The organism is Streptomyces sp. NPDC026500 (genome assembly GCF_055567635.1).
In genome coordinates this window covers 25164-40537 of the sequence record NZ_JBVHQB010000012.1, presented here as the reverse complement: position 1 = coordinate 40537, position 15374 = coordinate 25164, and the positions used below count along the sequence as shown (strand labels likewise).

12 protein-coding genes are annotated in these 15374 nt (G+C 70.9%); 6 read left to right on the top strand and 6 right to left on the bottom strand.

What is annotated here, in order from left to right; all coding sequences use genetic code 11:
• Positions 1 to 78: 78 nt before the first annotated feature.
• Positions 79 to 1992, top strand: coding sequence for an MFS transporter (locus ACZ4N5_RS22250; protein WP_467758797.1), 1914 nt, complete (start codon positions 79 to 81; stop codon positions 1990 to 1992).
• On the opposite strand, the gene ACZ4N5_RS22245 is transcribed toward ACZ4N5_RS22250, so the two are convergent.
• The 4 genes from ACZ4N5_RS22245 to ACZ4N5_RS22230 all read right to left on the bottom strand — a co-directional run bounded on the left by ACZ4N5_RS22245 (position 1929) and on the right by ACZ4N5_RS22230 (position 5639).
• A complete protein-coding gene (locus ACZ4N5_RS22245; RefSeq protein ID WP_467758796.1) occupies positions 1929 to 2954 on the bottom strand; it encodes an alpha/beta fold hydrolase in 1026 nt (341 codons plus the stop codon). The genes ACZ4N5_RS22250 and ACZ4N5_RS22245 overlap by 64 nt on opposite strands.
• 237 nt (positions 2955 to 3191) lie before the next feature.
• Positions 3192 to 4058, bottom strand: a complete 867-nt coding sequence (locus ACZ4N5_RS22240; protein ID WP_467758795.1) for a MerR family transcriptional regulator — start codon at positions 4056 to 4058, stop codon at positions 3192 to 3194.
• Between the two features lie 66 nt (positions 4059 to 4124).
• Complete coding sequence (locus tag ACZ4N5_RS22235; RefSeq protein WP_467758794.1) at positions 4125 to 4622, bottom strand: glutathione peroxidase; 498 nt, start codon at positions 4620 to 4622, stop codon at positions 4125 to 4127.
• 9 nt (positions 4623 to 4631) lie between these two features.
• Complete coding sequence (locus tag ACZ4N5_RS22230) at positions 4632 to 5639, bottom strand: ArsR/SmtB family transcription factor (protein WP_467758793.1); 1008 nt, start codon at positions 5637 to 5639, stop codon at positions 4632 to 4634.
• 89 nt (positions 5640 to 5728) lie between these two features.
• On the opposite strand from ACZ4N5_RS22230, the gene ACZ4N5_RS22225 reads away from it, so the two are divergent.
• Positions 5729 to 6961 (top strand): MFS transporter, encoded by a 1233-nt coding sequence (locus ACZ4N5_RS22225; protein ID WP_467758792.1) that lies wholly within the window; start codon positions 5729 to 5731, stop codon positions 6959 to 6961.
• A 180-nt stretch (positions 6962 to 7141) separates the two neighbouring features.
• On the opposite strand, the gene ACZ4N5_RS22220 is transcribed toward ACZ4N5_RS22225, so the two are convergent.
• The gene (locus ACZ4N5_RS22220; protein ID WP_467758791.1) at positions 7142 to 7327 is read right to left on the bottom strand and encodes a hypothetical protein; all 186 of its coding nucleotides are present in this window, start codon (positions 7325 to 7327) and stop codon (positions 7142 to 7144) included.
• A gap of 352 nt (positions 7328 to 7679) precedes the next feature.
• Between ACZ4N5_RS22220 and ACZ4N5_RS22215 the strand changes: the two genes are divergently transcribed.
• Positions 7680 to 7979 (top strand): hypothetical protein, encoded by a 300-nt coding sequence (locus ACZ4N5_RS22215; protein WP_467758790.1) that lies wholly within the window; start codon positions 7680 to 7682, stop codon positions 7977 to 7979.
• 146 nt (positions 7980 to 8125) lie between these two features.
• On the opposite strand, the gene ACZ4N5_RS22210 is transcribed toward ACZ4N5_RS22215, so the two are convergent.
• Entirely contained in the window at positions 8126 to 11314 is a 3189-nt protein-coding gene (locus tag ACZ4N5_RS22210) for an FG-GAP-like repeat-containing protein (protein ID WP_467758789.1), read from the bottom strand.
• A 406-nt stretch (positions 11315 to 11720) separates the two neighbouring features.
• On the opposite strand from ACZ4N5_RS22210, the gene ACZ4N5_RS22205 reads away from it, so the two are divergent.
• The 3 genes from ACZ4N5_RS22205 (at position 11721) to ACZ4N5_RS22195 (ending at position 15144) form a co-directional block, all read left to right on the top strand.
• Positions 11721 to 12986 carry a phage baseplate protein gene (locus tag ACZ4N5_RS22205; RefSeq protein ID WP_467758980.1) on the top strand — a complete coding sequence of 422 codons (1266 nt, stop codon included), beginning with the start codon at positions 11721 to 11723 and terminating at the stop codon, positions 12984 to 12986.
• A gap of 59 nt (positions 12987 to 13045) precedes the next feature.
• Positions 13046 to 13495 (top strand): hypothetical protein, encoded by a 450-nt coding sequence (locus ACZ4N5_RS22200; protein ID WP_467758788.1) that lies wholly within the window; start codon positions 13046 to 13048, stop codon positions 13493 to 13495.
• Between the two features lie 332 nt (positions 13496 to 13827).
• Positions 13828 to 15144, top strand: a complete 1317-nt coding sequence (locus tag ACZ4N5_RS22195; RefSeq protein WP_467758787.1) for an FG-GAP and VCBS repeat-containing protein — start codon at positions 13828 to 13830, stop codon at positions 15142 to 15144.
• Positions 15145 to 15374: the final 230 nt, after the last annotated feature.

Below are 15374 nucleotides of genomic sequence, written 5' to 3'. Positions count from 1 at the left end.
CGTCGCGCTAATCGGGGCTGCTCGCGAGCCGCGGGTCCCGGCCCAGAACGGACAACGGGACACGGGGAGAACCTTGCAGTGGCGACAGCGGAGCCGACACACGCCGACGACGCCGATCCGGGCCAGGGAACGGGCCCGCGAATACCGCTGCACGGCAGCACCCGCGAGGCGGTCCGTGACGCGGGCGCAGGCGTAGACGCAGATGTAGCCGGAGACGCGGCCGGAGGCGGTGACGACGCCGAGGAGCCCCGCGGGACCGAGCCGCTCGCGTCGATCGGCGCCGCGCCGACGGACCTCTTCCGCCGCTATCCCGTCCTTCTCCTCACCGCCCTCGCCGGCGTGCTCCACATCGTGTGGTTCTTCACTTTCGCGAACAGTGGCGGTGACCTGGCGGCGCAGGACGCCTGGGCGGAGTTCGTCGGCCGGCACCCGGACTCGGCGTACAACCTCGCCTGGTACGGCGGAATGCACCCGGTCTCGTACAGCGTGGTGTCGCCGTATCTGATGTCGGTGCTCGGCGTCCGGACGACGATGATGATCGCCGGGACGCTCTCGGCGGGCCTGCTGACGATGATCCTCGTGCGCAGCCGAGTCGTCCGGAACCCGATCGCCACCTCGCTCGCGGGCATCTTCGCGCTGGTCTGCAACGCGATCTCCGGCCGGGTGACGTACGGCCTCGGCACGGCGTTCTCGCTCGGCGCGGTCGCCGTCGTCTTCTGCTGGCCCCACCGCTGGCGCTACAAACGCTGGGCGAAAGCCCTGTGCGCGGCGCCGCTGGCCGCGCTCGCGACGGCCGCCTCACCGGTCGCCGGACTGTTCGTGGGCCTGCTGGCCGCGGCCATGTTCCTCCAGAGGCGCCGCCCCGGTGCCTACGCCCTCGGCATCGCCCCGACCGTCGTGGTCGGGCTCTCGGCCCTGCTGTTCCCCTTCTCGGGCACCCAGCCGATGACGTTCTTCTCGGTCATCCTGCCGTTCGCGGCCGCTGCCTCCGTCTACTACGTGGTGCCCAAGGAGTGGACGACGGTACGGATCACGGCGGCGGTGTACGGCCTCGCGGTGCTCCTCGTCTGGCTGATCAGCTCCCAGATCGGCTCGAACATCACGCGCCTCGCGATGCTGTTCGCGGGAGTCGCCCTGATCGCCGCGCTGCCCTTCACCGTGCCGAAGTCACGGAAGTGGTACACCACCGTCATCGCCTTCACCGCGTTCACCGGCTGGATCGGCTTCAAGACGGTCGACGACATCGTGCACACGACCCCGGCGGCGTCCTGGGCGCGCGAGCTGGCCCCGCTCGTCAACCAGCTCCAGCTCGTGGACGCCGAGAAGGGCCGTGTCGAGGTGGTCCCGGCCCGCTCGCACCGCGAGGCCTCCGCCCTCGCCCCCTACGTGAATCTGGCCCGCGGCTGGAACCGGCAGGCCGACATGGAGCGCAACCCGCTCTTCTACGACGACACGCTCAACTCCGCGAACTACCACGAGTGGCTCCAGCGCTGGGCCATCCGCTACGTCGTGCTGCCCAAGGGCGAACCGGACGGCGACGGCGGCCAGCGCGAACGTGAGCTCGTCCAGCGGGGCATGCCCTATCTCCGGCAGATCTGGGGCGACGCCAACTGGCAGCTCTTCACCGTCACCGACCCCACCCCGCTCGCCGAGCCGCACGCCGTCGTCGACCTGGCCGAGCAGGGCGAGCTGACCATCGAGGTGAAGGAGGCGGGCCGCATCCTCATCCGCATCCCGTACTCGCCGTGGCTGAGCATCGTCGACGCGGACGGAAAGAGCCTGAAGCCGCCGCGGGAGACGAAGGCGTCGAAGGGCCGCGCGGAAGGCACCCCGAAGACGTACGACAACCTCAACGGCTGTCTGATGCCGACGGAGGAGACCGCGGCCGGCGACACGTGGACGGAGCTGCTGGCCCCGAAGCCGGGCACCTACCGGCTCGCGGCGCCGTACCAGCTCCCGCGGGGGACACCGTGCCCGGAGGAGCTGCGCTGAGCCCCTGCCGCCGGTGCCGCGACCGGCACTAGAACCGCTCGAACGGCCCGCAGTACGACAGGCCCGCGTCCTCCGGTCGCTGGTCGCGGAAGAACCGGACGAGCAGGTCGCAGAAGTCCTGGGGCCGCTGGAGATGGGCCAGATGGCCGCACTCCGCGATCGTGGTGAAGCACGCGCCCGGCAGGTCCGCCGCCACGGAGCGGACCAGGTCGGGCGTGGTGAGGGTGTCGTGCTCGCCGGTGAACACGAGATACGGGACGGCGGGGACGCGCGCGCCGGTACCACTCGTGGGCCAGCAGCCGCCGGTTCCGCTCGACCGTCACGGCGACGTCGCGCGGGGTCTGCGCCGCGAACTGCTGGTACATCAGCCGGGTCAGCGCGGCGTGCTTGCGTACGGTGCGGTCGCCGGGCGGCGGCACGAAGCACCGTACGAACTCCTCGGCGGTCTCCTCGACGCGCCCCTCCTCCAGGAGCCGCACCCATCCCACCAGCGCCTCGGCGAACCAGCCCGGAATGTGGTCCGACATCCCCTGCACGGCGACCCGGCGCAGCAGCTCCGGACACCGCTGGGCGAGCCGGAGCCCGACCGCGCCGCCGTAGCACCCCGCGTAGAGGTTCACCGGGCCGAGCCCGAGTTCGCGCAGCATGTGCCCCGCGCACTCCGCGAGGAAGTCGATCCCGTGCTCGGCGGGCAGGAAGTCCGCGTCCCCGAACCCGGGCAGATCCACCGTGACGACGGTCCCGAGCTCCCCGAGCCACCGCTCGTGCCGCGTCCACGAGTACCGCGTCTGGTCCGACCCGCCGAGCACGAGCAGCGGCTCCGTGACGGGGGTGCCGTGCCGGGCGACCCGGGCGGTGTAGGTGTAGCCCCGCCACGAGAGCCGGTGCTCCGCCACTTCCGTCGATGCCCCGCCTCCCGGCGCCGGGGCGAGAACGTTGACCGAGGAAGCGACAGAAGGCACAGCGAACTCCCGAGAGGGGACGAGACCACCGAAACTCCCACTCGTACACGGCTGCCGGGCGTGACGCCCGCAATGTCACACGAAGGTGGGCGCTGCACCACACGAAGGTGGGCGCGGCGCGGCGACCGCGCCACACCGCGCCCATCACTTCACGCACCTCACGCACTTCACGTCACGGGGAACACCACTTCACTTCACCGCGAACGCCACTTCACTCACCGGGAACACCACTTCACTTCACTTCACCGGGAACGCCACATCGCACACCGCGTCCTCGGGCCCCGCCGCGTCCCAGTCGGCGAAGTAGATCTCCCGGCACGGGCCGTCGACGGACAGTCCCCGCTCGGCGACCCAGCTCTCGACCGCCTCGAAGGCGGCGAGGATCTGCGGGTGGGCGACCTGGGCCTTGGTGATGCGGACATAGGCGATGCGCCGGGCCGGCTCGACCCGGACCTCGGCCCCGGTGGCCCGGCCCTGGCGCTGTGCCCAGGCCCGTGCCGCGGCCTCGTCGGCGACCGGCACGCACGCCTCCGCCGGTCCGTCGCTCTCCGCGCTGACCTCGGCGTAGTACACGACGAAGGGCGGCCCCGTGACACCCCCGGCCTCCCGGGCGCCCTCCTCCAGCCGCCCCAGCGAGCCGGGGATCCACACCGGCAGCTCGGGCGCCAGGACGTGCCGCTTCTCGGCCAGCACGACCTGCTCGGGCACCTCGGCGGTCTCGACGGCGAACTTCTCGTACATCTCGGAACTCCTCCCGGAAAGACGTCCACGGAGGTAGTCGGCGAGCGCCCGCTGCGAAGCGAACCGGGCCTCGGCACCGTCCCAGTACGCGGCCAGCAGCGCGGCCGCGTCGGCACCGCGCGCCTCCACCACGTCCGCGATCCGGGCCAGCGGCATGTCCAGCTGGCGCAGCAGCGCGACGAGCCGGGCCCGTTCGGTCTGCTCGGCGCGGTAGTAGCGGTAGCCGCTGACCTCGTCGACGTACGCCGGGGGCAGCAGCCCCAGCCGGTCGTACAGCCGCAGGGCCTTCGCCGAGAGCCGCGCCCGCGAGGCGAACGCGCCGATGGTGAGCAGGTCCTTGTCCACCCTGTCATCCTCCGTCACCGGGCGCCTTCCGCCCGGTGACAGGGACGCTCCCCCTTGCCCCAGGGGCAAGGTCAACGGCAGGGCTCAGCCGATCGCCTTCTCCACGGCGGAGACGAGCTCGGCCGACTCAGGCTCGGTCTGCGGGGAGAAACGGCCGACGACCGCGCCGTCGCGCCCGATCAGGAACTTCTCGAAGTTCCAGCGGATGTCGCCGGAGTGCCCCTCGGCATCGGCGGTGCCCACCAGACGCTCGTACAGTCCGTGCCGCGCGTCGCCGTTCACCTCGACCTTCTCGGTCATCGGGAAGGTCACACCGTAGGTCGCGGAGCAGAACTCGGCGATCTCCTCGGAGCTGCCGGGCTCCTGCCCGAGGAACTGGTTGCAGGGCACGCCGAGGACGGTGAAGCCCTGGTCGGCGTAGCGCGCGTGCAGCTGCTCAAGACCGGCGTACTGCGGGGTCAGCCCGCACTTGGAGGCCACGTTCACGATGAGGACGGCCTTGCCCGCGTACTGGGACAGAGCGGCGGAGCCCCCCTGGAGGGCCCCGATCTCGACGTCGAGCACAGAGTTGTCAGTAGTCATAAACGGATGCTAACTCCGGTAGATGGCGGCCTCGCCGGTCCCGGCTGTCCGTCCCTCGCCCTGCGCTGTGACAAGCACCTCACCGGCGGCCGTCCGCGAGTACAGCACCGACCGTCCCGCCCGCCGCCGCTCCACGAGCCGCGCGTCCAGCAGCACCCGCAGATGCCGCCCGACCGACCCCAGCCCCTGCCCGGTCACGGCGACCAGCTGACTGGTGGACAGGGGCGAGTCGAGGCGGACGAGTACACCGGCGCGGGCCGTCCCGAGAAGTACCCCGAGACTCTCCGGCACCGCCGCGGCCCGTACGTCGGCCAGCGCCCCCGTGCACGGGTAGACCACGGCGTAGCGGCGGGACTCCTCCCAGGACACCCACCCGGCCTTCGGCGTGACGGGCACGAAGACGAGCTGGGCGCCCGAGATCTCGCGCGGCGGGTACTCGTGGAGGTTGACCTGGAGCCGGTTGCCGCCGAGCCAGCGCGTCCCCGGCCGCAGCCCGTCCAGCGCCGCCGCCCAGCCGCCCTGGCTGAGCTGCGCGGTGCGCGCCACCACATCGGCCTCCAGGACGCGCCGCCGCCTTTCCCAGTCAGGACGTACGGACTCCACCCAGACGGCGGTGAGCAGCGCGGCGGCCCGCTCGGGCAGATCGTCGCGGTCCGCGAGACCGGCGGGCAGCGGGCCGCCGACCGAGCGGGCGAGATGGGCACGGGCATCCCGGGCCGAGGCCTCCCGCACCCGGGCGACCTCGGTCTCGAAGGTCTCGTCGCCGTACGGGGTCGGGGTCAGGAAGTCGGCGATCCACTCCGGCCCGAGCCCGCAGCGCACCAGGAGCGCGGTGACGGGGTCGGCGGCCAGCCGCTTCCGGTACGCCGGCAGATGGACGCCCAGCCAGGCGCGCTCACCGGGGTGCGTGGCGGTCCCCGCGTGCAGCAGCTTCAGACAGGCGAACGTCTCGGCGAGCGGCGACAGCACGAAACGGCTCCCGGCGAGTGTGTCGGCGTTCACCTGCCACCAGCCCATGGCCCCACCCCTTTCCGCCCGGCTCACCGGAGGTTTCGCCCCTGCGCGAAACAATATCGACCGCCCGTACGGCCCCCCAGACTCCCCGCATGCGCAGCTACTCCGAGCTCTTCCGCACGCGGGAGTTCACCCCGCTCTTCCTGTCCTCCTGTTTCAGAACCGCCGCCTCGACGGTGAGCGGTCTGGCCCTCGGAACCCTGGTGTACCGGGCGACCGATTCGCCGCTGCTCACCGCGCTCAGCATGTTCGGTCCCTCGCTCGCCCAGATGGTCGGCGCGACCACCATGCTCTCGGCCGCCGACCGGCTGCCGCCGCGCGCGACGGTGGCGGGCATCGCGCTGTTCTTCGGGCTCGGCACGGCGGCCATGGCGATTCCCGGTCTGCCGGTCTGGGCGATCTTCGTCGTTCTCCTGCTCCTCGGCCTGATCCAGTCCTTCGGCGGCGGAGTCCTGTGGGGCCTGCTGAACGAGATCCTCGCCAAGGAGGGCTATCTGCTGGGGCGTTCGGTGTTCAACATGATGAACGGGATCGCCCAGATCACCGGATACGCGACCGGTGGCGTCCTCGTGGCCCTGCTGTCCCCGCGCGTCACGCTCCTCCTGGCGGCCGGGCTGTACCTGGCCGCGGCCCTCACCGCGCGGGTCGGCCTGACACCCCGCGCACCCCGCGCCCTGGGCCGCCCGTCCATCGCCCGGACCTGGCGCACGAACGCCCGCCTCTTCTCCTCACCGGAACGCCGCACCCTCTATCTCCTGCTCTGGGTGCCGAACGGCCTGGTCGTGGGCTGCGAATCGCTGTACGTGTCGTACGCGCCGAGCCGGGCCGGCGCGCTGTTCGCGTTCGCGGCGCTCGGCATGTTCGTCGGGGACGTGATGACAGGCCGCCTGCTGCCGCCCCGGGTGCGCGCCCGTCTGGGCATCCCGTTCCTGCTGCTGCTCGCGACCCCCTACCTGCTCTTCGCCCTCCGTCCGAGCGTGGCCGTGGCCGCCGGCCTCGTCGCCGTCGCCTCGATCGGCTTCGGGTCGAGCCTGATCCAGCAGGAGCGGCTGGTGGCCCTGATCCCCGACGAGCTCAGCGGCCACGCCCTGGGGCTCCACACGGCGGGCATGCTCACGATGCAGGGCGTGAGCGCGGCACTGGCGGGCGGTATCGCCCAACTCGCCTCGCCCGGAACGGCGATGACGGTCATGGCCGCCGGCTCGATCGCCGTGACGTTGACCCTGGCCCCATCGCTGCTCCGCCGCCGTCCGGCGCCCCCGGATCACCGACACCCGGAGCCGTCCACCCCAAGGGAACGGCAATCCGAGGTGAACTCCACCTGAGCCGCAAAAGGTTGTACGAAAGCGACCGCAACCACTGAGGGGGCGGGCGGGGGCTCGCGCGTCTCGTTCGGCATGTCCGGACGCGCCGGGCCCTCTCTCCGGCACAGGGCCCGGCCCCTTCTCCGCACGGAGGCGGGGCCTGGTGGGGCCGAGGCCGAGGGCCGAGGCCGACGGGAGCCGTCAGCGATACAGCCTCTTGCGCACCCACAGAAGCCCGGTCACGCCGCCGACGACGGCCATGTACGCCGTCAGCGGCCCGTCGTTCAGCAGGAGCCCCGGCGACGCGATGACGGCCACGATGAGCAGCCACCCACAGCCGGCCACCACAAGATCCGCCGGGTCAGGACCCCGCCGCTCGTCTCCCATCGCACCTCAACTCCGTGTTCCCCCGACCTCGTTCAAGTACCTGCTCCCTTGCCCAGTATTCACTCGCGGAACGCCGTGCGCAGACGTCTACCGCTTCTGCCTGAGGCCGGCCCGACAGCGATCCTGCGGGCGGCCCCGGGAGTGGAGGACTTGAGCGAGCGTACGGGGCTTTGCGCAGGCGCCGGTGTGCCTCCGCGCGCTCTGTCCGGTACGGCTCGGCGGGTGGAACGATCTCGGTGCTCGGCACCAGCAGGGGAACGCCTTTGGCCGTCGTGGAGGTGTGTGCCGCCGCGAGTGGATGTTTGCTGGTCCGAGAACGGCGTACACCACTACGAGCAGTAAGGGGCTGGACATGGCAATGGTGATGTCGATGCACTGGGCGGGAGTCACGCCGGAGCAGTACGACACCGTGCGGGACGCGGTCGACTGGGAACAGGTGCCGGCGGCCGGTGGTCAGATGCACGTGGCCTGGTTCGACGCCCAGGGACTGCACGTCACCGACGTCTGGGAATCCCAGGAGGCGTTCGAGGCCTTCTTCGCCGAACGGCTCGCACCCGCGATCCAGAAGGCCGGCATGACCGGTGAACCCGAGACCGCCTTCAGCCCGCTCCACCGGCGCTTCATCGCCCCCGAAATCAGCGGTGCCGCATAGGGGCACGACGTCCGGGCCGCGCATGAGTGCCTCAGGCAGCCGACGCTTCATGGAGCGGCCCCGACAGCATTGCTGCCGGGGCCGCCCGTCGACTTCACCACCGACCTGCCCGGGGCCCGTCGGCGGTGTCATGAGGTCGATCTTCGTCAGATGACGGCCCGGTACCCCTGCCAGCCCGTCGCGATCTTCGCGCGCCCGCCGAACGACCCCTTGCCGTCGCCGCTGTTGCGGTACAGATTGCCTGCGGTGTCGCGCGAGACGAGGTCCGCCTTGCCGTCGCCGGTGATGTCGCCGACTCCCACCACCGCGTTGTAGGCGGCACCCCAGGCGGAGAACACCTTCGCGCCGGCACCGAACGTGCCGTTGCCCTTGCCGTAGTACCGGTACAGGTTGTTCGACGCGTCCTGAGCGAGAAGGTCGCCGATACCGTCCCCGTTCAGGTCACCGGCCCCGACGACCTTCTTGTACGTCTTCCAGTTGCCGTACAGCTTCACCCGCGCCGACAGCGTCCCCGCGCTCGTCCCCTTGAACAGGTACACCGCCCCGGTGGACGTCTCGCGCGTGATCAGGTCGGGACGGCCGTCGCCGCTGACGTCCCCCGGCGAGGTCAGCACGTCGTACTGGCTCCAGCCGGACGTACCGAGTGAGGTGTACGGCGTCGAGGGCGTCGGCGCCGATCCACAAGCCGGGCGGTAGGCGCGCAGGGCGCCGCTGCTCAGCCGGACCAGGACGTCGTTGCAGCGGTCACCGCTGAGGTCGCCGAAGGGCACGAACCTCGCGGTGGTCGGCCAGCCGGAACCGGAGACCTTGCCGCCCAGCGTGCCCGTGCCGGTGCCGCGCTGGATGGTGAGGGCGCCGGAGGAGTTGAGGGTGAGGAGGTCGCCGACTCCGTCCTTCCCCGCGTAGTCGCGCGGTGCCGCCGCTCCGGCCGTCACCCCGATGGTCCCGGAGAGGGTGAGTGCGGCCCCCTGTCCGTCGGCGGGCGGAGCGGTGAGCGTCCAGGTGTAGGCGCCGTTGGTGACGAGACGGCCCGCGGAGTCCTTGCCGTCCCAGGCGGCTTTCAGCGAACCGGCGGCGGCGGACCCGGACACGGTACGCACGGTGGCACCGGACGCCTTGCTGCGGATGGTCACCTTCCAGGAGGCCGCGGGCTTCGACAGCCACCAGGCGCCGGACCAGCTCGCGGCCCCGGCGGTGACCGTGGAGTCGATGGCCGACAGAGCGGATGCCGGAACGCCGGTCGGTACGAGGTGGACGCGCTGCTCGCGGTCGGCGTAGGCGACGCCGCCGCCGAACCGGTCCACGGTCCAGGTCGTGCCCACGCCCACGTTGTCCCGGCCGAGGTCGGTCCAGTCGGCGAGCTTGCGGCTCGGCAGAGCCGTGTAATCGCCGCTGGACGGCAGCCCGCCGTGCAGGTCGACGAGCTTCAGCCCGCTGTCCGACTCGATGCCGCCGACGCGCACGACGAGGTAGCCGTCACCGAGCAGGACCCTGCCCGCCGGGGCGGTGGCGGTGCGCTTCGCCGTACGGTCGTAGACGCCCGAACCCTTGACGGTGCCCCAGGCGTCCACGCAGCTCCAGTACACCCAGCGGCCCACGGCCTGAAGGCTGGACGGAGTGCAGCCGTTGCGGGTGGTGAAGGACTCCACCGCGGCGCCGGCCGGGAGCCGGGTGGCCGTGACCTTGCCTCCCGTGGTGGCGCCGCTCCACAGGGTGTCGCCCCAGACGGTCGCCGCGACCCGGTCGCGCTTCTGCAGGACCTTGCCCGCCGAACCGTCGGCGAACTCACCGATGTACTGGTTGCCGGAAGAGGCGCCGTCCACGACCGCGTGCCGCCCGGAGAGGTCCTGGAGCTCAGGGCTGTCGTCGCCCGTGTCGAGGGTCGGGCCCCAGCCGGTGGAGCCGTTGGCGCGCAGCATGGTGAGGCCGGACTCGGTGGAGTCGCGCCGGCCGTGGCGGCCGGTGCCGTCGGCGAACATCTGGATGCAGCGGGTGGCACCGCCGGTGCAGTCGCCGTCCGAACCGCTGACCAACCCGTCCACGCTCGTCCTGACGACGCTCGGGGTGCCGCTCGTGGTGAGCCAGGTGCTGCGATAGGCGCCGAGGATCGTGTTCGGCTCGTACAGCGTGCTGTTGTCGGCGGTGGTGAGGATGCCGCTGCCGAGCGAGAGGCCGTTGATCTGCGCGGGCATCGGCTGCACGGCGGTCAGGCGGCTGCGGGTGACCGAGCCGTCGGCCGTCCGGCCGATCCGGTACACACCCCAGTCGAGGTCGCCCTGCTCGACGTACCGATCGGCGCCCGCCACGAGGACGGACCCGTCCGGCGCCTGGACGATCTGCTGGGCGGCCGGATCCATGACCTTCGTCATGTCGGTGTCCGTACCGTCCGACGTCAGGGCCCACAGCGGCTGGCCCCGGTACTTGTTGTCGCCGGGCGCCACCGGTTCGACGCCGAGCAGCTTGTCGCCGACGATCCCGTACGCGGCTTGGTAGCTCAGGGCACCCGTGTCGAAGGTACGGGGCTCTGCGGACAGGTCGTCACGGTCGTACAGGTCCGCCTTGCTGCGCCCGCTGCGCAGCCGCAGGACCGAGTCGGTGCCCAGCCGGAAGCCGGTCACCTCCCAGCCGTTCTCGGGATCGACCCGGTCGGGCAGCGTGCTGAACACGCCGGTGGAGAGGTCGACGATGCCCCAGTGGCTCCAGCCCGACTCGTTGTCACCGGTGCTGTAGCGGAGGATGACGGACCGGGCGTCGCCGTCCTCGACGACCACGTTCCCCGCGCCGTCCGGCAGCCCGGTCACGGGTGTCTGCGCGACCTCTCCTCCGCCCTGGACGCGCCACAACTGGTAGGCGTTCGGGTTTGCGTTGATGCCGCTGGTGCTGGTGAGGACGGTGTCGCCGAAGGTGCCCTGGTAGGTGTGGTACTCGGGCACCGGCACCACACTGGTGGTCTGCGAGGTGCCCGCGCCCCGGAGGAGGGTGACCTGTGCGTCCTCTTCGGAGTAGAGGGCGACGGTGTCGGACCCCTTCCCGTAGTAACCGGTCTGGAACGAGGCGGCCGCACGGAAGTAGCCGCTGTCGATGTCGTACTCGACCGGGACGTCCAGCCGCTGCTCCAGTGCGGTCGTGGCGCCGGTCGCGTAGTCCGTCCACAGGAGCCGCTCGTCGCCCTCCTGGGCCCAAAGGAACCCGCTGGCACCCGCGTTGAGGATCTGCGTGGCTCTGGGGACGGCACGCGGAGCGGCGGGCAGCACGAGCTCTCCGGCCGCACCGGGCTGCGGCGCGGCCGCCGCCGGGAACGGCACGGAGGCGAGCGGGAGGCTGAGAGCGAGCACCGTCGCGAGAACGGCCGCGGTACGAGCCGCTGGAGCGCCGCGACGTACTGAGTGTGCGTCGAGAGCTGGTCTGAGTCGGTTTCCGCGTCGGCGACGGCCGAATCGGGCCACGGTTCCTCCTGAAGGCAACAAGAAGGCATGGCGGGACGTACGACAGCGCCCTGGCTTTCCCCCGGCCCCCCGGCCGCTCCCCCCACACGCGTGACCGGAGCCTAACAGCATGCTCATGACTAACCGTCACCGTCATGGCCGCCGCAGGTCGCCGGCCGGCTGCGGGGGCCCGGCTGCAGGCCGGACACCACGGCCCGCCGACCACCCACGTCTGAACCGGCAGCGCCCATGCGACACTTGCGCCGCATTGAACATGACGGCACGGTAACGTGCGGATGGAGCGGCGTCGTTGAGCGTGACTCTTGCAGGACAGATAGACATCGCGGGACCGGTGGGCAAGCTGCTCCACCGGCGCCCGCTCAAGAACGAAACCGTGATGCAGTCGTTCGGCATCGACCCGGTGTCCGGCGACATCTTCACGCTTCAGCTGATGGAAGGCGGACTGACCCTCAGCGGTGAGTCCGGTCCGGTGTCGTACGACGACCGGAACCTCCACGGCGACATGTGCGTGACCCGCCTCAACCGGTCGGGCGCGATCACCGGGTACATGTACCTGCGGGGGTTCGGCCACGGCGTCAACCTGGGTGTCGAGAACCGCAGCGGCGTCATCCGCCTGTGGACCGAGACGGCGTCCGTGAAGAACTCGAAGAACGAGGGCTTCGGCACGGCCATCACCAACTTCGACTTCCGGTCCGGGACGGTGTTGGACTACGGGTCCTCCCTGCACAGCACGCCGTACACGCCGGCGACGGGGGCCCTCTTCGTCACCCCCACCATCGACCGCAGCACCAACGAACTCATCGTCCGGTTCACCATCAACGGCAACCAGACGTACTTCGAGCGGTACGACCTGACCCAGGCGGCGGCGGGCGTCTTCCAGCCCCTCCAGCGCCTGGCGCAGCCCACCGGTCTGGGCACCTTCCAGGGGTACGCGTCCCACAGCGGCGTGCTGTACCTGCTCAACGGCGAGGCCTACAGCAGCACCAATCCGGCGCCGGGCAACACCTACATCACCGCTCTCGAGTGGGCCACCGGGAACGTTCTCGACCGGCAGTTCATCACCGCAGCGCCGGGTCTCGAGTGGCGCGAGCCCGAGGGCATCACCGTCGAGGTGGTGAGCGGTGTGTCGTATCTCCACTTCGGCTTCGCCTGCGAGGACACCGGACCGCGCACCTGCACCATCGCGTCGTTCTCCGGCGCGCCCGAGGTCGACGGCGTCAAGGTGCTGACCGACTGGCAGACGATCTCCCTCGCCTCCGGTGTCACGGTCGACCAGAACGCTCCCAAGGGCCGCCTCATCAGCGTCAGCGGCACCACGACGCTCCAGCTCAGCGGCGGGATCAAGGGCAGCTTCGACGCCGACGCGGTCATCGGCACCCTGCCCGACACGCTCTCCCCGAGCATGGCGACGCGCTGCAACGTTCCGCGCAACAACGTCGGCGGCTACTGCGTCGCCCGGGCCGAGGCCGGCATCGACCGCCAACTGCGCCTGTTCGGCGGGAACTCCAGCAACGTCATCACCTGGGCGCAGCTCGACAACTTCAGCGCCGTCTGGCGCTGAACCCGCCAGCGCCACCTGCCACTCTTCCGCACACGGCCTCGTCAAGGAGACCAACGACCATGTCCCACAGCCGCCGTAGCATCCTCGGTGCCGCCCTCGGCCTGCCCGCCGCTGCCGCCGTCGCCGGCCTCGCCACCGCCACCCCTGCGGCCGCCGCCGCCGTCGACGCCACCGCATGGGCCGATCTGGTGCTGGAGCCCGGCATCACCGCGCAGACCGGCGCGACCCCGCAGGTCCGCACGGTCACCATCCTGGGCACCACGTTCCTCCAGGCCCGCGGCGCGATCACCGGTAACTTCCTCGCCGACACCAAGATCGCCACGCTGCCGGCGGGCATGACGCCGCCCACCTGGTACGTCCGCGCCACGGCCCCCCGGAACAACAGCCAGGGCATCAACGCCTGCCGCTTCGAGGTGAACACCGCCGGTTCCGTGACCATCTACGGCGCCAACAGCGGCAACCCGATCACCTGGGTCCAGTTCGACTCGATCCAGGCGATCTGGCGCTGACGCCAGGCGCCCCTGCCGCACGAACTGCCGCCTCCGGCGAGGACGGCAACGACTCCACCCGGACGTAGTGGCACGCGAGTGGCACGGCGCCGGAATCGGAACGGGCCGGCCCGGGAGGAAATGCCTCCCGAGCCGGCCCTTCTGCCTGTCCCCGACAGGGTCGACGGATCGGTCACCGACGCCACCCTGCCGTACAACCGTTCGCCCCCTCCGGCGGTCTCCTGTGGCGCAGCCCTGATCTGAACGACAGGTGTCCATGGGCTGATGCAGGATGAAAGGGCGGACGTATGCGCAGAGTTCGAAGACTGACTGTGCTGGCCACTGTCACGGCCATGTCGTTGGGCACGGCCGTGCTGGGCGCGGGTACTCCCGCCGGTGCGGTGCCGAGCTCCAAGGCGTCGGCGGCCGGCAGGTCGGCCGACTTCAACGGGGACGGCTACGGCGATCTGGGCATCTCGGCGAACGGTCACGCCGTGGTGATGTACGGGGCGAAGACGGGCCTCAGCGGCTCCCGGCACCAGGTGCTGTCCGATGGTTCGGACTCCGCAGACCCGTACTCCGAGTTCGGCGACTTGATGACAGGAGGGGACCTGGACGGCGACGGCTACGACGACCTGGTGGTGGGCGACAGCGGCCCGGTCCCGGCGACGTCGATCTTCTGGGGCAGCCCCAAAGGGCTCTCCGGCCGCACGCCCCTCTCGTTCTCCCTCGGCCCGATGATCGTGGGCGACTTCGACGGCGACGGCGAGAACGACCTCGTCGCCAGAGTGGACCTGGGCTACGGCAACTCGGAGACCAGACTGTTCCGGGGACCGTTCGGCCGGGACGGCACGTACGCCTCGAGCAGCGTCGTGGACACCGGGATCTCGCCCGGCAGTTTGTCGGCCGGGGACGTCAACGGCGACCACGTGCTCGACCTACTTGTCGTGGGAAGGCACTATGGCACCGCCGATGCCTCCCTGGTCCTCGGTTCGAAGAACGGCTTCGGGCCCGTCAAGGACTTCTCCACCATGGTCAACTCGGGGAGCCTTGCGGACGTCGACGGCGACGGCTACGCCGACGTCGTCCTGGGCGCTGGGCTCGAGGGCTACCAGCCCAAGGGCGTCGTGGGTGGTTCGGTCGTCGTCCAGTACGGCAGCGCAGGAGGCGTGAGCACCACCCGCAAGCCGGTACGCATCAGCCAGGACACCGCCGGGGTGCCCGGCACCGGCGAGAAGTACGACCGGTTCGGCTTCCACTTGGACACCGGCGACGTCGACGGCGACGGCTACGCCGACGTCGCGATCGGCGTGATGCAGGAAAGCATCTCCGGGGTCAGCACGACCGGCGCGGTGACCGTGCTGCGCGGCTCGTCCAAGGGACTGACCGCGACCGGTGCCGTGTCCTGGCACCAGAACACGGCCGGAGTGCCGGGCATCAACGAGCCCTACGACATGTTCGGCTCGCAGGTATCCCTGATCGACATGAACGGTGACGGACGAAGCGAACTCGCCACCAGCACGGACAGCGAGAACAGGTACGAGGGCAACCTCTGGTACTTCAGGTCCGGCAGCAAGGGCCTGACCACGAACCAGGTCGTCTCCATCGGCCCCAAGACCGTCGGACTGACAGCCAAGTACCGCTACTTCGCCCGCTGGCTGACCAAGTGACCTGACGCCCGGACCGCCCGGGGCCCGGGCACGGGAGGGCCCCGGCGCGCGGTGCGCCAGGGCCCTCCCGCATCCCGGCCGTCTCAGGCGCTCCCGCCGCCGAAGCACTCCTCGTACGCCTCCAGGTCCTGCTCACGTCTCGCACCCCTGGAACCGTCCCAGCGGTATCGACGTGCAGGTATGGGAGTGCCTGGGATGCCGGGCCGGATCGGGACATGACTGCACAGGCC